The organism is Streptomyces sp. NPDC096310 (assembly GCF_044763125.1).
In the GTDB taxonomy this organism is placed as follows: domain Bacteria; phylum Actinomycetota; class Actinomycetes; order Streptomycetales; family Streptomycetaceae; genus Streptomyces.
Genome location: NZ_JBIWFO010000002.1, coordinates 101,979 through 121,929 on the forward strand (window position 1 = coordinate 101,979; position 19,951 = coordinate 121,929).

Consider the following 19,951-nt stretch of genomic DNA (forward strand, 5'->3'; position numbering starts at 1 on the left):
GAATCCCCAGGTCAGAGCCCCAGCTCGGCCAGTGCGTAGACGTTCAGGTAGGGCAGCCCGGCCGCCTCGACGGCCGGGGCGGCGCCGCGCTCCACGATGACGGCGACGGCGACGACCTCGCCACCGGCCTCCCGTACCGCCTCGACGGCCGTCAGCGGCGAACCGCCGGTGGTCGAGGTGTCCTCGACGACCAGGCAACGCCGGCCCTTGACCTCCGTGCCCTCGATCCGGCGCTGGAGGCCGTGCGCCTTCTGCGCCTTGCGGACGACGAACGCGTCGAGCCGCTGCCCGCGCGCGGCGGAGGCGTGCAGCATCGAGGTCGCCACCGGGTCGGCGCCCAGCGTCAGCCCGCCCACGCAGTCGAAGTCCAGCTCGGCGGTGGCGTCCAGCATGACCTGACCGACCAGCGGCGCGGCGTGACCGTCCAGCGTGATCCGGCGCAGGTCGATGTACCAGTCGGCCTCGATCCCCGAGGAGAGGGTCACCTTGCCGTGGACCACGGCCTTGTCCTTGATCAGTTGGAGCAGCTCAGCCCGTACGTCAGTCATGCCCATGAGCTTAAGCCGTCCCTCCCCACCGGTCCTCGGTCCTCGGGCCCCCGGGCCTCGGGTCTCAGGCCTCGGCCTCAGAGCCGTCGCCACCGCCAGGTGGTGACCATCTCCAGCGGCTCCAGCGGGGTGACCAGCCGGGGCGCGGTGTTCAGCCCGTTCGGCGGGCCGGACTGCGGCTCGACACAGACCGCCTCGGCCTGCTCGTCGTAGATCACGGCCCACTCGGCGGGGCTGGTGACCTTGAGTTCGAGCTGACCGGGCCAGGTCAGCGTGGCGGCCACCCCGTCCGGCATCCCGAAGCAGTCGTCCCAGGGGCCGGGGCGCGGCGGGACCCGGCGGCCGGTGGGAAGGTGGTCGGAGCCGCGCTCCTCCTGCCAGTCGGCGGCGAAGTCGAGCTTCACACCGCTGCCCTCCGCCGTACCGTCGCCCAGCTCGCCGCCCCCGAGGGTGCGGAGGAACCAGGGGTGCCAGCCCGCCTGCGCGGGGAAGGACGTGGCGTACGTCTCCACCCCGAGCCGGAGGGTCAGCGAGTCCGGGGCCAGTTCCACGATCTGCGTCACCAGCCCGTTGTACGGCCAGGGCTCGACCAGGTCGTATGTGAACGCCGCCTCGCTCCCGCCCGCCCGCACCGTGCGCCACGCCGTGTCCCTGCCGGTGCCGTGGATGGCGTGCGGCGGGGAGTTCAGGGGCATCTGGTGGAGCACCCCGCCGTTACGGAACTGTCCGTGCTCGATCCGGCCGCACCACGGCACCATCGGGAAGCAGCCGTACCGCTCCCCTTGGCGCAGCACTTCCGTCCCACCGATGCGCAGACTGCTGATCCGGCAGCCGTTCGCCGGAGTGATGGTCAACTCGGCGTCGCCCGCCGCCAGTCGGATGCTCTCTTCGCTGCTACTCACACTCCGACACTACTTGCGCCGCCGCAGCGCGCGGCCGACCACCACGGCGGAGGCGAGCGCGAGTGCGGCGGCAGGCGCGATCCAGCGCAGCGCGCCACCGCCGTCGACGGCGTCGGGTGCGGGCACGGGGGCGTACCGGCCGCGCGGCGGAGCGTGGTCGACCTCCTCGGCGCTGCGCCCGATCATGGTCCGCCTGGCGTGCGCGGCCTCGGCCGGCGGCTCCTCGAAGGGGACGTCGGGGATCTTGAAGTCGCCCTCGCCGGAGGCGGTGGCCCCGTCGAGCGGGGACGGCGGCACCTCGACGTCGAAGACGGAGGCGACCTCGTCAGCGTCGGCGCCCGTGTCGTCGGCGGAGCCCGCATCCGAGGCAGCGTCCGCGTCCGAGCCGGGGCCCTTGTCCGAGCCGGGGCCCTTCTCGTCGTCGGCGCCCGTGTCCGAGGCAGGCGGCGAGCCGGCCTCGGCCTCGGCCTCGGCACCAGGGGAGTCCTCCGGGGCCGACTCCTCCCCCAGCCGCGCGGCGAAGCGGTCCAGCAGCCGCTGCCCCGCCGCCGTCACCGTCCCGGCGTCCAGCTCGGCCAGTCGGCCGTCCGCACGCGCGCCGCCGGTGAACCGGGCCGTCGTACCGCCGGGGGCGTCCGTCAGCCCGATCGTCAGCGTGAATTTGACGGAACCGGAGCCCCGGACCTCCGTGCCCTCTGCCTCCGCCTCGAACCGCCCGTCCCGTTCCGCGAGCGTCAGCGCGCCGCGGTAGGTGATCGTATGGCCGCCGATACGGATCTTGAGCCGCCCGGAGAGCGGCCCGGCCGACGCGTCGGCGTCCTGCTGGAGCCCTGGCACGCACCGGGCGACCTGGGCGGGGTCCCGCAGCGTCTGCCGAAGAGTCTCTGCCGAAACCGGAACGAACACCTCATGCTCCATGGACACCGAGCCTACTCAGAGGTCGCCGCCGAGGCAGCCCCTTTGCCCCACACCACGCACAACACCCCCACACCACAGCACCCACCCCTTCTCTCACGCCCTCTCTCACACCGTCCCTCTCCCCCTACCCGCCGTACCGCGGATGCACCAGCGTCGACGGCGGCAGCCCCGCCACCCTCGTACGCTCCACCCCCCGCCGCCCCGCCGCCAGCAGCGCTCGCGCCGGCGACCGGAGCCGCGGCGCGTCCGGCGCCAGTCCGAGCACGGGCCGCGCGCCCACCTCCGCCAGCTCGAACCCCCAGTCGCTCGCCTCCGGTCTGCCGTCCTTCACCCGGTCCGGCCCCGCCGCGAAGCCGGACGGGCCGCCCCTGGCGCGGTAGGGCGTCGTACCGAACCCGGCGGCGCGCAGGGTCGCGTCCACCGTCCAGTACGTACGCGGGTCGGTCGCGGGCGAGCCCGCGTGGACCGCCAGCCGCCCGCCCCGGGTGAGGACGCGCGAGGCCAGCCCGTAGAACTCCGCGGAGTAGAGCTTCGTACTCGCAGTGATGCCGGGGTTGGGCAGATCCGAGATGACCACGTCGTACGCGCCCGCGCCGGCCCGCTCCGCTTCCCGCAGCCAGCTGAACGCGTCCGCCGACACCTCCCGCAGCCGCGGGTCGTCGTACGCGTGTCCGTTCAGCTCCGCCAGCGCCGGGTCCGTACGCGCGAGCCGGACGACGCCCGGGTCCAGCTCGACCAGGGTGACCGTGTGGACGTCCCGGTAGCGCAGGACCTCGCGCGCGGCCAGCCCGTCGCCCCCGCCGAGGATCAGCACGCGCGTGTGGGGCCCGCGCATCGCGGGGTGCACCAGCGCCTCGTGGTACCGGTACTCGTCGCGCCCGCTGACCCGCAGCCGGCCGTCCAGATACAGCTCCAGCGGCTCGCCGCCCTCGCCCGCCCCCGTGAGCACCACTTCCTGGACGTCGGTGTGCAGGGCGACCCGCACCCCGTCGCCGTAGAGCGCGCGCCGCGCCGCCCGTTCGAAGTCGTCGACCTCCACCGCCGCCGTGGCCAGCACCGCGAGCACCAGCACATTGACCGCCAGCAGCAGCCGCCGCGACCGCCGCGTCAGATCGCGCCCGAAGAGCCACAGCACGAGCGCGGCGCCCGCCACCGCGTTGACCGCGCCCGTCACCAGCGCGCCCGTGAGCTGTCCGAGCCAGGGCAGCAGCAGGAACGGGAAGGCGAGCCCGCCGACGAGCGCGCCCACGTAGTCCGCGGCGAACAGGTCGGCGACCGTCCCCTCCGCGTCCTGCCGGGAGAACCGCTGGATGAGCGTCATGAGCAGCGGGATCTCGGCCCCGATGAGCACACCGATGGCCAGCGAGAAGCCCACCAGCGCGTACCGCGACTCGCCCACCCACACGAAGCTCATGTACAGCACGAGCGCCGAACAGCCGCCCAGCAGCGCCAGCGCCGCCTCCAGCAGCCCGAAGCCGAAGGCCGCCCGGCAGCGCAGCCGCTTCGCGAGCAGCGAGCCGACGCCCATCGCGAAGACCATCACCGAGAGGACCACGGACGCCTGGGTGACGGAGTCCCCGATCAGATACGAGGCGAGCGCGACCAGCTCCAGCTCGTACACCAGTCCGCACGCGGCGCACACGAAGACGACGGAGAGGATCAGGAACCGCCCCGCACCCGCGCGCACGGGCAGCCGTGTCTCGACCTGGGGCGGCGACGACACGGGCTGCTGGATCATACCCGTAACGCTACGTCACGAATTCATTGCGGTTTGTCACCCACACGGCTGAATTTCCCGCGCCGCAGGCATACGGACCCTGATACGTGTCCGGGTTACCACCAGGCGCCCCTCCTGGGGGTACGCGTGCCAGGTGAGCCACCGGACATGGCTCTCGTCGCGCTGCGCGAGCATCGCGGTGAAGGCGTTCGGGGCCCCGGGGAACGTCCCCGCTAGGCCGTTCGGGTGGTCGGCGACCAGGGCGAGCAGTTCCTGCGCACGGCCGGCGAACGAATTGCGCGACAGCGTCTCGACGCGCGCGGCGAATTCGTACTCCCATTCCCCGAGGCGCTTGGACACACCGAGCGGCAGGGGCGTGCTGCTGTCCGGCATACAGGCCACGGTCTCGGAGCACGCACCTCCCCGCTCCTCAAGAATCACCTGGTGGGAGGCGCCGAGCAGTCTCAACTGAAGCCCGGCACCGGCGAGATCGAGATCCAGGACGGCCAGGGCGGGAACCGGCTCCCGGCCCAACTCCCAGGCCAGATCAGCCGCGCGGGTGTCGGTGTAGGCGGTATTGAGGGTGGTGAGCATGGGTCGGCTCCGCAAACACGCTTGACGGGTGGACCGGGGATGTCCCGGACGGAGAGCTACGGAACTCGTGGAGGAGATCGCCCGCTCGGCGCCATATCAGGTCCGAGGGCTGGAAGCTCTCAAGAGGGAGGGAATCACGAAGTACGCGACGCTCACAGTGTTTTTACCCAACTTGACGGGGTTTCCATCCCCTAGGGGGCCCAGGGGTTCAACTGTTCAACCAATCCCGGCACCACCGTCCCCGCCGGGCCGAACGGAAAGGCCCCGCGGAGGCGAACGCTCCGCGGGACCTGTCTCTCAGCCTCTCAGCGGCAAACCAGCCGCCCCGTGTCAGCTGCCTCCGCCGCATCCCCCGCCCCCGCCGCCACCGCAGGAGGACCCGCCTCCGCCGCAGGACGAGTGTCCACCGCCGCCGCACGACGAGTGCCCGGCGTCCGAGCCGCACCCGCCGGAACCGCCGGCCGCGCCACCACCGCCGGCCCACCAACTGCCGTCGGAGGAACGACGCTTCGAGCCCCTGGGCCGCTTCTTCGACAGCGACGGCGAGGGCGAGGGCCGCGCCGTACGCCGGTTCCGCGCCGCGTTCCGGGCGTTCGCCGCGCCACGCGACTTCTTCCCGCCGGCCGTCCCCGGCCGTCGCCTGTCCGTGCCGCTGCGCACACTCGACACGACGCCGACGAACGCGACCGCGACCAGAACCACCACCACTCCCACGCCGAGCATGGGCCTCACCGTCCTCACTGTCCCCCGGGTGTCCCCCGAGCGTTCCCCCGAAGCGAGGCCGCACCACCCCGGGGCGGCGGACCTCGCACTGACGTGCGTGCATCAGGTTGTCCCCCGGTGTCCGCCGCCCAAAGCCGACTTGAGCAAGTCCAGAGGTTCGGCGCAGGATGGCCGCCATGACCAAAGACTGGCTCGGCGGCACCACGATCTTCGCGGAGATGTCGGCCCTGGCCGCCCGCACCGGAGCGATCAACCTCGGCCAGGGCTTCCCCGACACCGACGGGCCCGAGGCCGTCAGGGAGGCGGCGGTACGGGCACTGCGCGACGGCCGCGGCAACCAGTACCCGCCCGGCCCCGGCATCCCCGAACTGCGCACCGCGATCGCCGACCACCAGCGCCTGCGGTACGGCCTGACGTACGACCCCGACACCGAGGTCCTGGTCACCGCGGGCGCCACGGAGGCCATCGCCGCCGCACTGCTCGCCCTGGCCGGCCCGGGCGACGAGGTGATCGCCCTGGAGCCGTACTACGACTCGTACGCCGCCTGCATCGGCATGGCGGGCGCCACCCGCGTCCCGGTCACGCTGCGCCCCCGCGACGGCGCGTACCACCTCGACCTCGACGAACTGCGCGACGCGATCACCGACCGCACCCGCATCCTCCTCCTCAACACCCCGCACAACCCCACGGGCACCGTCCTCAGCCCCGCCGAACTGGCCGCCGTCGCCGCGCTCGCCGTGGAACGCGATCTGCTGGTCATCACCGACGAGGTCTACGAACACCTGGTCTTCGACGGCACACACCTGCCGATCGCCACCCTCCCCGGCATGCGGGAGCGCACCCTGACGATCAGCAGCGGCGGCAAGACCTTCTCGTTCACCGGCTGGAAGGTGGGCTGGGTGACGGGCCCGCCCGCCCTGGTCACGGCGGTGCGCTCGGCGAAGCAGTTCCTGACGTACGTCAGCTCCGGCCCGTTCCAGTACGCGATCGCGGAGGCCCTACGGCTCCCCCAGAGCTACTTCGACGACCTGCGCACCGACCTCCGCACCAAGCGCGACCTGCTCTGCGCGGGCCTGGAAACAGCCGGCTTCGAGGTCTACCGCCCGGCGGGCACCTACTTCGTCACCACGGACCTCCGCCCCCTCGGCGAGACCGACGGCTTCGCCTTCTGCCGCGCGCTTCCGGAGCGGTGCGGGGTAGTCGCGGTCCCGAACGCGGTCTTCTACGACCACCAGAAGGAAGGCGCGCCCTTCGTACGCTTCGCGTTCTGCAAACGCACCGCCGTCCTCGAAGAGGCCATCAGCCGCCTGCGGGCCCTGTCGTCCTGATCGCCCGGCGAACGGCCAGGCTCCACCGGAGATCCCGGCCTACCGGCCGGGTCAGGGCCGCCCCCGCAGCTCCGGCCACGAACGTCCCGGGCCCCCGGCTCAGGGAGTGACGATCGGCGGCGGGAGCGGGGCGATCTCGCGGTCGAAGAAGTCGGCGTATCCCTCTCCCCGTGCGTAGAGCTCGTCGAAACCGGCCGAGGTCTCCGCGATCAGCTCCGCGTCGGTGTAGTGACGGGCCCCCGCCGCGTTCCCGTCGTGGTCGTACCGCACCTCGAACATGGCGACGTCGCCGAGGATCACCACCTCGGGGACCTCGCGGTGCTTCTCGATGTCCGCGATCGTCCTGGCGTCGAGCAGACGGATCCGGTCCCCCACCTCGACGCGCAGGCGGAGCACATGCAGTTCCCACTGCACGTAGGGCGTCACCGGGAATTCCACCACGCGGAGGCGGCGCTGCAGCACTCCGAGCCGGCCCACTTCCCCGACCTGCCGGACATAGGCGTCGCGCTTCTCCTCGATGAGCGAGAGCGCCTCGTCCCAGCGTCCGGCCGCGAATGCCTCCCAGCTCGAAAAGCCGCGCTCCTTGAAATTCTGGCCACGCTCCAGCTTGTTGAGGTGCCCAATTCCACTCTTGAGGGCGCGGTAGTACTCCTCGTGATAGTGGGGGCGGTCCAGACGTGTCGAAATCCCCTGGGGAAATGAATCAAACACTGGGAATGTCCGGCTTCGCCGCGATGAGCATGCTCCGGGGAATCACCACGAGTCGCTCATCGGGACCGATCGACACCCCGGCAGGCAGTTTCGCACCGAGAGAACTCGACAAGTCCCGCCCGATGACGGCGACATCACCGTTGTCCAGCTCCCACATGTCGGGGCAGTCGGGGGTGTCCGAGGTGACTCCCAACTCCTGCGGTGACTTGCCGATCCGCCGCAGGAATGCCGTCTCCGGATCTGCTTCCCATGGTCTCGCCACAGCCGCCTCCCTCTGTCAGAGCCAGAACGAAGCAACGCTAGCACCGCACGCCACCACCTCGATCGAATTTCGTACGTGCTTCGAAAGCAACAGGCCATTTCGAACCTTGGCACACGGATGGACTCGTAGTCGGCCGGAACCCGTGAGCAACCCGAATCGTGGTGTCGACGCCTGCGTGTTCCCTACGTAAAGTTGTCGCCGAGCCGCCTGGTTCGGGGGGAGACGCATGGATCCGGAGATCGGTTCACTCGCTCAGAGCGGTGCAGCCACGCTGGTCACCTTGATGGCGACCGACGCCTGGCAGGCAGCCCGCGAGGGATTCGTCCAGTTGTGGCGACGCGCGCACCCCGAGCGCGCCGAAGCGGTCACCGCCGAACTGGACGCGGGGTACTCGGAGGTACGCGCAGCCACCGTGGCCGACGACCAGGTGGTACTGAGCGAGGTGCGTGCCGAATGGCAGGGCAGGCTACGGCGCTTGCTTGTCGGGCACCCCGAGGCCGCTGCGGAGTTACGGCGGCTGCTGGACGAGATCTCCCCGCCGGCGTCGACGGCGGACACATCAGTCACGTCCGTCACGCAACGTGCCACCGCCTCCGGGCGTGCCCGTGTCTACCAGGCCGGGCGAGATCAGCACATCACCGAACGATGAGCGGTGACATGGACGGTCGCGCCCACGGCGAAGGCCGCGTGTACCAGACGACAGGCGACCAGCACATCACCGAACACCACTACGGGAGCTACGGTCCCGCCGCCACGGGCGGACCCGATTCCGTCCGCCGCCCGGCGGTCGGACATACGCCCGTGGCCCTGCGTGACCGCAGCGAGGTGTTGACGCGCTTACGGGAGGGCCTCACCTCGGGCCGAGGGGCCGAGGTGTACGTCCTGCACGGCATGGGAGGCTGCGGCAAGACCGCGGTCGCCCAGGCGTTCTTCGACATCGCCACCGGGGAGTACGGGCGGGTCGGCCTGTGGGTCAACGCCGCCGACCGGGCCGCCCTCCGGGCCGGCATGCTCGCGGCCGCGGCGGACCGGGGCGCACGTGACAGCGAACTGCTCGCCGCCCACCAGGGACATCGCCCTGCGGCGGATCTCGTCTGGCACTACCTGGACCGATCGCCCGAGCCCTGGTTCCTGGTACTCGACAACGCCGACGACCCTGCGGTCCTCCGCGACGGAAGCTGGCTGCGCGGCAGCCCACGCGGCACTGTGCTCGTCACCACCCGCAGTGCGGCGGCCCGCTGGTGGCCGGGCGCCGAATTGCAGCACATCGGTGTGCTTCCCCGTGAGGACGCCGCCCGCGTGCTGTGCGATCTCGCGCCCCACAGAGGCACGATGGAGCAAGCGGCGGAGGTCGCGGAGAGGCTGGGACGGCTGCCCTTGGCACTGACGCTCGCGGGCGGGTTCCTGGCCCATCAGGTCATCGATCCCTGGTCCATGGACCTTTACGGACGGCGGCTCGAAGAAGACGAAGCGGTGGAGCTCATCGACCAGGGCGCGGATGCCCTGACGGAGGAGGATCCTCGGCATCTGGTGGGCCGGACGTGGCAGCTCACCCTCGATTCGTTCGAGGAGCGCGGACGGCCACAGCCGGTTTCCCTGTTGAGGCTGCTCTCCCGACTGGCACCCGAGCCGTTGCCCCTCTCCGTCCTGAACGGCGCGGAGATCAACGCGGTCCTCCCCTTGGCGCGCACCGAGACCGCCCTGCGGGCGCTGGTCGATCATTCGCTGACCCAACTGGTCGACCTCGGCGGCCTGTGGTGCGCGCACAGCCACGGAGTGCTTCTCGACACGGTCGCCGCCGCGACGCCTCCGGCGGATCTCCCCGTACTCGACACGACAGCCGTCCGGTTGCTGGACGCGGCCGTGCCCGCGATCCCTGCGGCCGGACCGTACGATCCCCGGCTGCGACTGCTCGCACCGCATGCCCTCGCTCTCCTGCGGAAGACCGCTGAACCGTCCGACGCCGCCGGCGCGCTGGACGTCGCCACGCGCCTCGCCACGGCTCTCCACCGCACCGGGGACTATCTGTCCGCCTGGGAGACCGCCAGTGCGGCGGCCACGCTCGCGGCACGGACGCTCGGCGAGGAGCACCGGCTGGTACTCGCCGCCTACGCCAGGACGGGCCGCTCGCTCTTCCGGCTGGGAAGGTACGCGGAGGCGGAACCGTTGCTCCGCCGGGTCCGTTCCACACAGTCCAGACTGTTCGGAGCCGACGCCCCCGACACCTTGGACACGGGCCAAGGACTGCAACTCGTCCTCGGCAACCATGGCAGACGTGAAGAAGCCGTCACGCTCCTCAGGTCGGTCGTGGCGGGCCGGCAGACCACGCTGGGGCCCTGGCATCCCACGACTCTGCGCTCGCGCGTCAGCCTGCTGGCGATGCTCACCGCGGAAGAGATCGCGACCGAGGCCGCGGCCGACGAGACGTTCCTGGCGCTGCCGCAGACCTGTGCCCTGCACCTGGGACCTGACCACGCCGTCACCTTGGGCGCGCGGCACAACCACGCCCGCGCCCAGTTCGTACTCGGCCACTACCAGGTGGCCGACGACGAGATCCGCCAGGTTGTCGAGGACTACCGACGAGTGCTGGGACCTGCCTACCCGGCCGTCCTCGCGGCCCGCCAGCTCCACGCTCAGACGCGGACAGCGCTGGGGCGGGCGGACGCCGGAGCTGAGCTCATGGCCGAAGTCGTCGCCGGACGCGAGCGCAGCCTGGGCACGGAGCACCACTTCACCGTGGTGAGTCGGGACTTGCTGGAAGAGATGAGATCCGGCCGGTGGCGACCACCCCGGCCGCCGGGGTGACGGGGCCGTCCGCGCGCGGCGTCCGGTACGGCTCCTCGGCGCGGACCGGGGCCGCCTCTGGTCCGGCCGGTCGGCAGTCTCCACAGCGGCCTGGTTCCGGGGCGCGGAAGGCGCGGTCGCAGTGGTCGCAGTTCTGGAGAGGGTGCCGGACGGGTTCCGAAGCCGCCGGTGCGCGGAACGGGGGCGGAGGTGGCAGCTGGGCGACCAGGCGGTAGGCCAGCAGGGCGGCCGGGCGACGTGGCCCCTCGGGCGGCAGGTCACCGGCCAGGGCGTGGCACACGGCGGCGGGCTCCACGTCGCGCTCCAGCCAGGCGGCGACGCCGGGGGCCAGGTGCGCCGTGTCGCAGGCGGAGAGGTGCAGCCGGGGGTCGAGGGCACGTACGTCGGCCAGGACCTCCGTGGCCGCCCGGAGCAGATCCGGGGAGGAGCCTGAGGGCTGGGGTACGGCGGGCAGGGGCCGCTTCTTCCGGACCGGCGCGGGCCGCGTGCGCTCGGGCCGGGTGCTCTCGGGGCCCGTGCGCTCCGGGCCCGCCTCGCGAACCAGGGAGACGGGCCTGGCGGTGCGCGTGGGCGTGGGTGTAGGCGTGTTGGTCGTACGGTGCCGGGCCGTCGCAGGCTGATTGCAGGAGATCGTACGGGTGACGATGCGACCGGCGGGGGTGCGCTCGCGAGGTCGGCGCAGATAGCCATGGGCTTCCAGTTCGCGCAGTCCGCCGGCGATGCGCTCCGGGCTCTCGGGAAAGCGGTTGGCCAGGGTCTTGATGTCGACGCGGGCTCCGGCGGGCAGCGACTGGATGTGCACGGCGAGACCGATCGCGACCAGCGACAGCTCGTCATGCTGGGCGAGATGGTTGCCGACCACCGTGAAGCGGGTGGTGTGGCGGGCGTTGTCGTGGACGACGCCGGAGGGATGCGCAGCCGAGGGGCGAACACGGGGACGCGCCTTCGCCCGTAAGGGGCGTCGGCCGTCGGGTACGGCTGACGGGGCGTGCGAGGGCACGCTAGTGTTTCGGGTATCCATCGGGAAGCCTCTTACTTCCTCGGTGGTCAGGCCCTCGATCGGGATCGCTAGTCCCGGCCGGGGGCCGACGCATGTCTGCGGTTGTCTCGCTGAGCGTAAGGCAGTCGGGGGACACGAAATCCAGCCGAACCGGGGTAGTTCACCCGCCCGAGTGAGTCTGAGCGCAAGAGTGAGCGACGGGCGGGTGGGGTGGGGCTTGGTGGGTTTCTTTCTCCTCACGTTCCTTGGGGAAGACCACCGGCACCACCGGAACCCGGCGCACCGGGTTCCGGTCGCATGAGGCGCAGTTCCGCCCAGACGGTCTTGCGCGGGAACAGCCCCTCGGTCACCCCCCACCGATCGGCCAGCGCGTCCACGAGCACCAGGCCACGGCCCGACTCGGCGTCCACGGGCGGCCGTTGCAGCACGGGCAGGCGTTCCCGGCGCGTGTCCGCGACCTCGATATGGAGAACGTCACGGGCGAGACGCAACGTGAGCCGGAAGTCCCGCCCGGCCACCCGGCCATGGCTCGCGGCATTGGCCGCCAGTTCGGCCACGAGCAGGCGGCCCGGATCCGACGGCAGCCCCCAGTCACGGAGTTGACTCTCCGCGAGCAGACGAGCGAGCCGGGCGCCCCGTGGCGTGGAGGAAAGCAGCACGCTGAAGGCGGGGGTGGAGCGGTCGAGTTGGGCCGTGTTCTCGGCTTTTTCCTGATTCACATCACTCAGAGTGGCCGAGCCTGCCTACTCTGATGGGTGACGGGACGGTTGCGTACGGTCACTGTCCGGCGCTTGTCCGGTGCTGTCGTGGCTGTCCGAGCGGTTCCTACGGGTAGGGCGAGGGCGCCGAGGGACGGCGCGGCATGACGGAGGAGTACGGATGTCGGTGGACGGCGAGGCGGCACGACCCAGGGACGACGCGGACGAACCGGGGTGGGAGGTGGACCCGGACGACGAGTGGGGCGTGGCCGTCATCACCACGGTGGGAAGGCAGTTGAAGCTGCGGCGGGAGCGGGCGGGGATGCGGGCCGCCGAGTTCGGGAAGGCGGTCGGCTACGGCGAGGACATGGTCTACAAGATCGAGGGCGGCAAGCGGATCCCTCGGGAGGACTACCTGGACAAGGCCGACGAGGTGTTGGGGGCGGGCGGGCTCATCGCGGCGACGTGGGAGGACGTGAAAAAGGTCCGGTACCCGAAGAGGGTGCGGGAGCTGGGCCTACTGGAGGCCAAGGCGGTCGAGATCGGTCTGTACGAATGCCAGATCATCGCCGGGCTGTTGCAGACACCCGAACACGCACGAGCCGTGATCGGGGCAGCGCAGCCGCCGTACTCGCCGGACGATGTGGAGCGCATGGTGGCGGCTCGTCTGGCCCGGCAATCGATCTTCGAACGCGACCCGGCTCCAGCGCTCAGCTTCGTCCTGGAAGAAGGGGTCCTGCGGCGCCCTATTGGGGGCACAATGGCGTGGCGTCAACAGCTCGAACGCCTCTTGGCAGCGGGCCGATTGCACAACGTCGTGCTTCAGGTGATGCCGATGAACTGCCACACGCACTCCGGTCTGGACGGCAGGATTGAGATGCTGAAGTTCGCGGACGGTACGGCCGTGGGGCGTTCCGACGGCGCGTTCAACGGCCGACCGATCTCCGAACCCAAACACCTGCGCATCCTTGAGCTGCGGTATGGCACCATCCGGGCTCAGGCACTCTCGCCAGGGGAGTCGCTGGCCTTCATCGAGCAACTGCTGGGAGAAACATGATCCGCAAGACCACTGCCGGGGACGCCTCCGGGCTGGCGTGGTTCAAGAGCAGCTACAGCGGCGGCAACGACGGCGAGTCCTGCGTCGAGATCGCCACCACCCCCGGCACGGTCCACATCCGCGACTCCAAGGACATCGAGGGCCCCCACCTGGCACTCGCACCCCGCGCCTGGGCGAACTTCGTGACGTACACCCAGGCGGGCTGACCCCGTAACGGCACGTGCCCGCGCAGGGCCTGCACCGTGCTGACCACGGGCCGGGGCAGGGTCAGCGGAGGGTGTTGGCTGCTTCGGGGGTGAAGGGGATGAGGGTGTCGGTGCGCTGGGTGAGAACCTTGCGGGCCCATTGCGCGTCGGCGAGCAGGGCGCGGCCGACGGCGACGAGGTCGAATTCGTCGCGTTCGAGCCGGTCGATCAGTCGGTCGATGCTGGTGACCGCGGCCTGTGCGCCTCGGTCGGTGGCGAACACGTCGGTGTCGAGCCCGACGGAGCCGACGGTGATGCTGGGCTTGCCGGTGACCTTTTTCGCCCAGCCGGCCATGTTGAGGTCCGAGCCGTCGAATTCGGGCAGCCAGTAGCGCCGCGTAGAGCAGTGGAAGGCGTCCGCGCCCGCCTCGGCGAGCGGGGTGAGCAGTGCTTCGAGTTCCTGCGGCGTGTCGGCGATCTTGGCCCCGTAGTCGCCCATCTTCCACTGGGAGGTGCGGAAGATGATGGGGAAGTCTGCGGAGACGGCCTGGCGGCAGGCGGCCACGATCTCGGCGGCGAACCGGGCCCGGGAGGCCGGGTCACCGCCGTAGGGATCAGTACGGTGGTTGGTGCCGCTCCAGAGGAACTCGTCGATGATGTATCCGTGCGCTCCGTGGAGTTCGATGCCGTCGAAGCCGAGACGTTCGGCGGTGGCGGCCGCGTCGGCGAAGGCCGCGACCACGGCTTCGATGTCGTTCTGGGTCATTGCCTGGCCGCCGCGTATACCGTCGTTGCGGATTCCGGAAGGGCCGATCGCGGGGGCGTACGGGAAGGGCGGGGCCCCCTGCACCCGGACCATGCCGACGTGCCACAGCTGCGGCATGATCCGCCCGCCGGCCTGATGGACTTCGTCGGCCACCCGGGCCCAGGCGGCAAGCGCCTTTTCGCCGTGGAAGTACGGCACCTGGCCGCTCAGCCCGGCCGACGCGTGGTCGACATAGGTGCCCTCAGTGATGATCAGGCCGACGCCGCCTTCCGCCCGGCGGCGGTAGTACTCGGCCACAGCCGGATGGAGCACGCCGCCGGGAGCGAACCCCCGGGTCATGGGCGCCATGGCGATGCGGTTGGCGAGCGTCACTCCGCCCAGGGTGAAGGGGCGCGAGAGGGCCTGAGCCGCGCGGGCCGAGGGAGTGCTGAGGGTCACGGGAAATGCTCCTTGTGCAGTAGGAATGGCGGTTTCGAGAAGGTGCCAGGACGGCGCATGAGCGCTCAGGTGGGTTCGCTCAAGCTCCGAATCGAACAGACAGGTCTGTTTTATGAGGTGGTCGTGAAACCGCCATGAGGCGGCTCACTCTCAGTCAGGCGGGCAGGACCGTTCGATCAGCAGCCGGGCGACCTCCCTGGCGCCGGCTGCCACCGCGCAGGACCGCTCCACCCGCTCGTTGGCGAGCGCACCGTCGATCACCAGCGTGAGCTGACGTGCCAGCCCATCGGGGTCGTCGGCTCCGGCGGCGTGCGCCAGTTCCCGAATCCACGCCCGTACGGCCTGCTTGTGCTCTCTGGCCACGGCGTGAGGGACGGTGCCCGGCTCGAACTCGGCCGCGGCGTTGATGAACGGGCAGCCGCGGTACCACTGCTCCTCAAGCGATGGATTCAGCGCGTCGAACACGCCGATGAGCTGCACCCGGGGCGTGTCCCCGGCTTGCAGCGCCGCCGCACGCAACTGGCCGCGCCACTTGTCGTCCCACCGCCGCAGATAGGCCGCGATCAGATCGTCCTTCGCGGGGAAATGGACATACAGCGTCGACTTCGCCGCGCCGGACTCTGCGATCACCCGGTCCACACCGACGGCACGGATGCCGTGGGTGTAGAAGAGCTCGCAGGCTGTGTTCAGAATCCGCTCGCGGGCGGTGAGCCGCGGGGAGGTGGTCCTCATGCCCCAGAGACTATCAGACAGATCTGTCCGATCCGGTGGCGTGCCGGCCGGTCGACTGCGCGATACCAGTCAGCGCACCTACGGCGCGCAGCCGCGCAGAGCGAACGCGAGCCGGGCGGCCAGGGCAGGAAGCCGCTGTGAGGCCGCGGCCAGTTCGGGGGAGGCGGTGGGGTCGTACTTGACCGAGTACATCAGGTCCAGCAGGGCCGGGTTGGCGGCGGCGAAGCCCAGGTAGGCGCGGCTGAGCGCGGTCAGCCGGCCGACGAAGGAGGCTTCCGCCTCGGCCTGGGCAGCGGTCAGCACCGCCCGCAGGCGCTCGAACCCTTCCAGAGCCAGCGCGTCCAGCAGAGCCTTCTTACTGCTGAAGTGGCGGCTGGGCGCGCCGGGGCTGACCCCCAGATCCCGGGCCAGTTCCCGCAGAGACAGCTCGCCCGGCCCTTTCCCCTTGAGCGCCTGCTCGGCGCGGGTCAGCAGGGCGGCGCGAAGGTGGGACAAGGTGATCGCTACTCCGTGTGCGACGAGCCGGCGTAACCGGAACGGATCCGCGCGCCAGGATCGAGGCACAGGTCACCGAGGTACGTGCGGCCGGGTCCGCGAGCTCGCCCCGACCGCGCGTTCACTCCGCCGGACCGGCGCCGTGGACCGGTACGCCCCCTCCACGCAGTTCGCGGTCATAGCCGCGTGTTCATGCCTGGGCGGCCGTCGCGTGCAGTCGCGTGGGGAAGGCGACACCGGTCAGTTCCTCGGAGACGGTCCACAGGCGGCGAGCGGTGTCCGGGTCGCCGGCATGGGCGTCCAGTCCGAGACCACGCGCGCGATGATGAACTCATCGGAAACGAGGCCCTATTGACGAGACGGCCTCCGAACTGACGTGGTTCAAGAGCAGCTACAGCGGCGGCACCAACGGCGAGTCCTGCGTCGAGATCGCCACCGCCCCGGCACGGTCCACATCCGCGACTCCATGAACATCGAGGGCTCCCACCTGGCACTCGTACCCCGCGCCTGGGCGAACTTCGTGACGTACACCCAGGCGGGCTGCCCCTCAAGGGCACACGCACGCGCCCCGCGCCGGTGCAACCCGTGCGCGAGGCGCATGGGAGTACGGCCCAGAGCAAGTCATCGAGCCTCGTCAACGGTCGCGCTCACTCGGTGTCCTTCGGATGCCTGGGCGAGGCGTACACAAGGATCACCGTCGACGTTTCCGGGCTGACCAGGTAGCGCACCCTGCCACCGCTGGTGATCTCGTACTCCCACTGCTCCAGCTCGGATCCCTTCCACTCCTTGGTCGCATGCCTCCCTCGGAGCTGATGCTGGCGATTCCAGTTGGATCGGGACCGGGGGTCGGTACGCAGCGCGTCCAGACAGCGGTGCGCGTTCGACAGCACCGCTTGACAGAGTTGCTCCCACCCTGTCACCGCCTCCGTCGTCCCGAAGACAACGTTTCAGCCGCTCAGCGGAGGGACACTGACCCGATCCCCCTTCTTCGGGCTCACCCGCGCACCTCGACCTGACCGTGGTTGTCGCCGTCGAGAGGGCGCAGCGACTCCATGAGCTGTTCAGGGTCGGCGTTGATGCGGGCGGTGGCGCGCCAGGAAACGATGGCGCGGTGCACGGCCTCTCCGGCCCCCAGCTCAGCGGCATCGGACAGCGATTCAAGGAGCTCGACGGTGAAAGCCCTTACCTCTTCCGGGTCGAGATGCCGCACCCAGGGGAATACCTCTGGCAGCGCGAGCAGGAGCGACTTCGCTCCGTCGTCCTGTTTCATCAGGGCGAGGAAAAGCCGCGACGCGGTGGTCAGATTCTCCTCGGCATGCTCCGCCCGCACGGCTGTCGTCAGCACCATGTCCGGGGCATCCCGATGCGTGACGCGGAGCTGCCCCAAGACCGCAGCCCTCGCTGCGACACCCTTCGGGTTCCGGGACAGGTCGGTGAAGGAGACGGACTCCTGCTCTGCTGCAAGATGCGTGACACTCATACTCAGACTGTACTCAGACCACGCTCTGATTTCCACAGAGAGGGTTTACCCCTCCCACGCAAAAAGCCCGGCCCACTGCCCGGGCCGGGCTTTCGCACTGAACCGTGGACGCGGTCTCAGACGTCCTCGGGCTTCTCGTCCCCGGGCTCCAGGCCGAACTGTTCCACGAGCCACTTGTCGAACTCGATCGAGGCGCGCACCCAGCTCACCGTCGACGACACGAAGTGCTCCAGGCTGACCCCCATGCCGATCAGCATCTGGGCCTCGCCGATGAGCCGCACGGTGGGCGGCCCGTCGCCCTCCTCGTGGATGTGGCTGTAGACCTTGGGCCACAGTGTGCGGCGGTTCCAGTCGTCGATCGCGTCGAGGATCCTGGACTTGTCCTCGATGGGGTGCGGCCGGTCGTAGAACGTCCGCACCGAGAAGACCTGCTGGTCCTCCTCGCCACGGAACATGAAGTAGGTACGGAACTCCTCCCAGGGAGCCGCGAGGTCACCTTCGTCGTCGACGACGTACTTCAGCTCCATCTGTTCCAGGAGCTGCTTGACCAGATCCTGGTCGGGGACGACGGGGCCCGCCGGTCCTTCACCCTGCGGTTGGGGCTGTCCCCCGAAATTCGGAATCGAGGACGGGTCGATGCTCACCGTGTATTTCCCTTCGTACGGTTCCTGCCATCCTCTCCCATCCCGGGCGGTCCCTGGCAAGCCCATCCGCGTCCGCACGGGTCATGGATTTGTCATGCGGTCCGTGAGCTGCCACACGCCCGTGGAGGGGTTACGGGCGTGCTCGGCGCCGGTGGGGTCCAGCTTCCGCGCCCGTTCCGCCGCCCGGCCCACCGCGTCACGGTATTTCGCGAACTCGACGCGCGTCTTGTCGTACCGGGGACGTGCTTCTGGGGCAGCGGCAGAAGTTTCCGGTACGTGTCGACAAAGGCGTGGTGGTCGGTGAAATGGAGCAGCAGCCACAGCTCGAAGCAGGGGTTGGAGACGGCGACCTTGATGCCGTGCCGACGGGCGGCGTCGGCCGCGGCGGCCACATCGGGGTACTCGTCGACGTCGAAGACGCACCACACCTCGTCGTACCCGCCCCGGTTCAGATCCCTCTGACCACGGGCGTAGGCGACGAGCTGCGTCGGGGAGCACGCCTTGCCCCGCACGACGACGGCGACCGCGGGGTTACGGAGGTGATCACGTAACCCCTGGAGATACTGGCGCTCGGTCTCCTTGCCGCCGCAGACGACCAGCAGCGTCCGGGAGGACCGCCGGACCGGACCGCGCCGCCGGCCCGACCCCTCACGCGGAAACGCCTTCGCCATGAGTCCCCCAGTATTTCTTGAGCATGTCCTCGAAGGCCGTCTCCGGCAGGAGCGGTACGGCGCCGTAGCTGCCCGCCAGATAACGGCGCTCGAAGTTCTCGCCCTTGCGCGGCTTGAAGTCGCTGAGCGGATACAGCTCCGAGGCGCCTGTCGCGGCGCTCTTCTCCACGAACCAGACCTGGTCACGGCGGAGCACCTGATCGCCAAGCATCGTGCCGAGGAGCGACGCGTCGTGCGTGGTGAAGATGAGCTGGGCGCCGCGCGGGTTCAGCTCCGGGTTCTGGAAGAGCGTGAGGAGCTTGGCGGTGAGCAGGGGGTGGAGGCTGACGTCGATCTCGTCGACCCACATGGCCGATCCTCGGAGGACACAGGTGAGCGCCATCGTGATCATGGAGAGCCAGGTCTTCGTTCCTGCCGACTCGGCCTCCACCGGCAGGACGAACTCCTCGTCACCGACCCGGTGAACGAACTCAAGCGACTGGGCTGCGGCAACCGCGAAGTCCTCGGGCAGTTCCCGTAGCCGCTCGGCCAGCTCTCCTTGGATCGAAGCGAAAACCTCGCTTCTCGTCGCACCGCCCCGCATGTCGTGCACACCCAGATCGGCCGCCGCCAGCACATCCGCCCTGAGGGGCAGCCCCATATCTTCGAGCAATTTGTACGTACCGACCACCGACGCGCCGGCCGCAGTCAGCGCCTGCCGACTGCCATCCCCCAGTACAACCCCGCCCAGGACTCTCCACACCGCCCCGAGCTGCGGATGCGCCGACTGCGCCCCCGCCGAGAGGTAGAGGCTGTTCGGCCGCATCGTGCGCTCGACGGCCATGCGCTCACCGGTGAGCGAGGCGCCGTACGTCATGGCCATGCCGGCCCGCTCGAAGAGGACGCGCTTACGGGCCTTGGGATAGGCGTACAGCCACTCCTCCACGACCTCCGCGTCCGTGACGCTGAAGCCGTACACGTACCGCACCCCCTCCACCAGGAGGTCGACGGCATACAAGGACGGCTCGGCCCGGCTCGCGTGGTCGAGGAGGAAGGGACGGCGCGGTACGGGGGCGTTCGGCAGCCAGCGGGCCTGTGATTCCTCCACTGCTGTCTTGAAGAAGTCGAACGCGTCCACCACCGTCGACTTGCCCGAGGCGTTGGCCCCGAAGATCGCAGCCACCGGCACCGCCGGCCGGTCATCCGCGTACACCGGAGCGAGGTTCAGCTCCTGCGGCTCGCGCAGGGAACCGTGGTTGGCGACACGGAAGTTGAGCAACATGGAAAGTGTCACCCCC

22 protein-coding genes and 1 pseudogene are annotated in these 19,951 nt (G+C 70.2%); 6 read left to right on the forward strand and 17 right to left on the reverse strand.

Features of this window, described 5'->3' with window-relative positions; genetic code table 11:
- Window positions 1-11: 11 nt before the first annotated feature.
- The 5 genes from pyrE to ACIQ7D_RS05805 form a co-directional block, all read right to left on the reverse strand.
- Window positions 12-548, reverse strand: coding sequence for an orotate phosphoribosyltransferase (gene pyrE / locus ACIQ7D_RS05785; protein ID WP_403933991.1), 537 nt, complete (start codon window positions 546-548; stop codon window positions 12-14).
- Between the two features lie 77 nt (window positions 549-625).
- Window positions 626-1,450, reverse strand: a complete 825-nt coding sequence (locus ACIQ7D_RS05790) for an aldose 1-epimerase (RefSeq protein WP_403933993.1) — start codon at window positions 1,448-1,450, stop codon at window positions 626-628.
- A gap of 9 nt (window positions 1,451-1,459) precedes the next feature.
- Entirely contained in the window at window positions 1,460-2,368 is a 909-nt protein-coding gene (locus ACIQ7D_RS05795) for an SRPBCC family protein (RefSeq protein ID WP_403933995.1), read from the reverse strand.
- 124 nt (window positions 2,369-2,492) lie between these two features.
- A complete protein-coding gene (locus ACIQ7D_RS05800) occupies window positions 2,493-4,106 on the reverse strand; it encodes a polyamine aminopropyltransferase (RefSeq protein WP_403933997.1) in 1,614 nt (537 codons plus the stop codon).
- Window positions 4,107-4,142: 36 nt separating this feature from the next.
- Complete coding sequence (locus ACIQ7D_RS05805; protein WP_403933999.1) at window positions 4,143-4,679, reverse strand: DUF2617 family protein; 537 nt, start codon at window positions 4,677-4,679, stop codon at window positions 4,143-4,145.
- 899 nt (window positions 4,680-5,578) lie between these two features.
- Between ACIQ7D_RS05805 and ACIQ7D_RS05810 the strand changes: the two genes are divergently transcribed.
- Window positions 5,579-6,730: a pyridoxal phosphate-dependent aminotransferase gene (locus tag ACIQ7D_RS05810; protein WP_403934001.1), complete on the forward strand. Its 1,152-nt coding sequence runs from the start codon at window positions 5,579-5,581 to the stop codon at window positions 6,728-6,730.
- 99 nt (window positions 6,731-6,829) lie between these two features.
- Here the strand turns inward: ACIQ7D_RS05810 and ACIQ7D_RS05815 are convergent, their stop codons facing one another.
- A complete protein-coding gene (locus tag ACIQ7D_RS05815) occupies window positions 6,830-7,441 on the reverse strand; it encodes a DUF6879 family protein (protein ID WP_403934003.1) in 612 nt (203 codons plus the stop codon).
- Entirely contained in the window at window positions 7,434-7,703 is a 270-nt protein-coding gene (locus ACIQ7D_RS05820; RefSeq protein WP_403934005.1) for a hypothetical protein, read from the reverse strand. Before ACIQ7D_RS05820 ends, ACIQ7D_RS05815 begins: the two co-directional genes overlap by 8 nt.
- Window positions 7,704-7,929: 226 nt before the next feature.
- On the opposite strand from ACIQ7D_RS05820, the gene ACIQ7D_RS05825 reads away from it, so the two are divergent.
- Window positions 7,930-8,352 (forward strand): hypothetical protein, encoded by a 423-nt coding sequence (locus ACIQ7D_RS05825; RefSeq protein WP_403934007.1) that lies wholly within the window; start codon window positions 7,930-7,932, stop codon window positions 8,350-8,352.
- Window positions 8,353-8,360: 8 nt separating this feature from the next.
- Complete coding sequence (locus ACIQ7D_RS05830; protein WP_403934009.1) at window positions 8,361-10,508, forward strand: tetratricopeptide repeat protein; 2,148 nt, start codon at window positions 8,361-8,363, stop codon at window positions 10,506-10,508.
- On the opposite strand, the gene ACIQ7D_RS05835 is transcribed toward ACIQ7D_RS05830, so the two are convergent.
- Window positions 10,435-11,529, reverse strand: coding sequence for a helix-turn-helix domain-containing protein (locus ACIQ7D_RS05835; protein ID WP_403934011.1), 1,095 nt, complete (start codon window positions 11,527-11,529; stop codon window positions 10,435-10,437). The two genes, ACIQ7D_RS05830 and ACIQ7D_RS05835, sit on opposite strands and share 74 nt — an antisense overlap.
- Window positions 11,530-11,744: 215 nt before the next feature.
- Window positions 11,745-12,227, reverse strand: coding sequence for an ATP-binding protein (locus ACIQ7D_RS05840; protein WP_403934013.1), 483 nt, complete (start codon window positions 12,225-12,227; stop codon window positions 11,745-11,747).
- Window positions 12,228-12,387: 160 nt separating this feature from the next.
- On the opposite strand from ACIQ7D_RS05840, the gene ACIQ7D_RS05845 reads away from it, so the two are divergent.
- Window positions 12,388-13,263, forward strand: a complete 876-nt coding sequence (locus ACIQ7D_RS05845) for a helix-turn-helix transcriptional regulator (RefSeq protein WP_403934015.1) — start codon at window positions 12,388-12,390, stop codon at window positions 13,261-13,263.
- Entirely contained in the window at window positions 13,260-13,469 is a 210-nt protein-coding gene (locus ACIQ7D_RS05850; protein ID WP_403934017.1) for a DUF397 domain-containing protein, read from the forward strand. Before ACIQ7D_RS05845 ends, ACIQ7D_RS05850 begins: the two co-directional genes overlap by 4 nt.
- Before the next feature lie 61 nt (window positions 13,470-13,530).
- Here the strand turns inward: ACIQ7D_RS05850 and ACIQ7D_RS05855 are convergent, their stop codons facing one another.
- The 3 genes from ACIQ7D_RS05855 to ACIQ7D_RS05865 all read right to left on the reverse strand — a co-directional run bounded on the left by ACIQ7D_RS05855 (window position 13,531) and on the right by ACIQ7D_RS05865 (window position 15,879).
- Entirely contained in the window at window positions 13,531-14,652 is a 1,122-nt protein-coding gene (locus tag ACIQ7D_RS05855; protein ID WP_403934019.1) for an NADH:flavin oxidoreductase, read from the reverse strand.
- A 150-nt stretch (window positions 14,653-14,802) separates the two neighbouring features.
- Window positions 14,803-15,384 carry a TetR/AcrR family transcriptional regulator gene (locus ACIQ7D_RS05860; protein ID WP_403934021.1) on the reverse strand — a complete coding sequence of 194 codons (582 nt, stop codon included), beginning with the start codon at window positions 15,382-15,384 and terminating at the stop codon, window positions 14,803-14,805.
- A 78-nt stretch (window positions 15,385-15,462) separates the two neighbouring features.
- Complete coding sequence (locus ACIQ7D_RS05865) at window positions 15,463-15,879, reverse strand: TetR/AcrR family transcriptional regulator (protein ID WP_403934023.1); 417 nt, start codon at window positions 15,877-15,879, stop codon at window positions 15,463-15,465.
- A gap of 350 nt (window positions 15,880-16,229) precedes the next feature.
- Here ACIQ7D_RS05865 and ACIQ7D_RS05870 point away from each other — a divergent pair.
- A pseudogene (locus tag ACIQ7D_RS05870) lies at window positions 16,230-16,408 on the forward strand (DUF397 domain-containing protein); the annotation flags it as partial.
- A gap of 118 nt (window positions 16,409-16,526) precedes the next feature.
- On the opposite strand, the gene ACIQ7D_RS05875 reads toward ACIQ7D_RS05870, so the two are convergent.
- The 5 genes from ACIQ7D_RS05875 to ACIQ7D_RS05895 all read right to left on the reverse strand — a co-directional run bounded on the left by ACIQ7D_RS05875 (window position 16,527) and on the right by ACIQ7D_RS05895 (window position 19,947).
- Window positions 16,527-16,769: a hypothetical protein gene (locus tag ACIQ7D_RS05875; RefSeq protein WP_403934024.1), complete on the reverse strand. Its 243-nt coding sequence runs from the start codon at window positions 16,767-16,769 to the stop codon at window positions 16,527-16,529.
- Window positions 16,770-16,873: 104 nt separating this feature from the next.
- On the reverse strand, window positions 16,874-17,359 hold the full coding sequence (locus tag ACIQ7D_RS05880) for a prevent-host-death family protein (protein WP_403934026.1): 486 nt from the start codon (window positions 17,357-17,359) through the stop codon (window positions 16,874-16,876).
- A 116-nt stretch (window positions 17,360-17,475) separates the two neighbouring features.
- A complete protein-coding gene (locus tag ACIQ7D_RS05885; protein ID WP_403934028.1) occupies window positions 17,476-18,003 on the reverse strand; it encodes a YbjN domain-containing protein in 528 nt (175 codons plus the stop codon).
- A gap of 92 nt (window positions 18,004-18,095) precedes the next feature.
- Window positions 18,096-18,674: an RloB family protein gene (locus ACIQ7D_RS05890; RefSeq protein ID WP_403934030.1), complete on the reverse strand. Its 579-nt coding sequence runs from the start codon at window positions 18,672-18,674 to the stop codon at window positions 18,096-18,098.
- Window positions 18,652-19,947: an ATP/GTP-binding protein gene (locus ACIQ7D_RS05895; protein ID WP_403934032.1), complete on the reverse strand. Its 1,296-nt coding sequence runs from the start codon at window positions 19,945-19,947 to the stop codon at window positions 18,652-18,654. The genes ACIQ7D_RS05890 and ACIQ7D_RS05895 overlap by 23 nt, the downstream gene beginning before the upstream one ends.
- Window positions 19,948-19,951 lie beyond the last annotated feature (4 nt).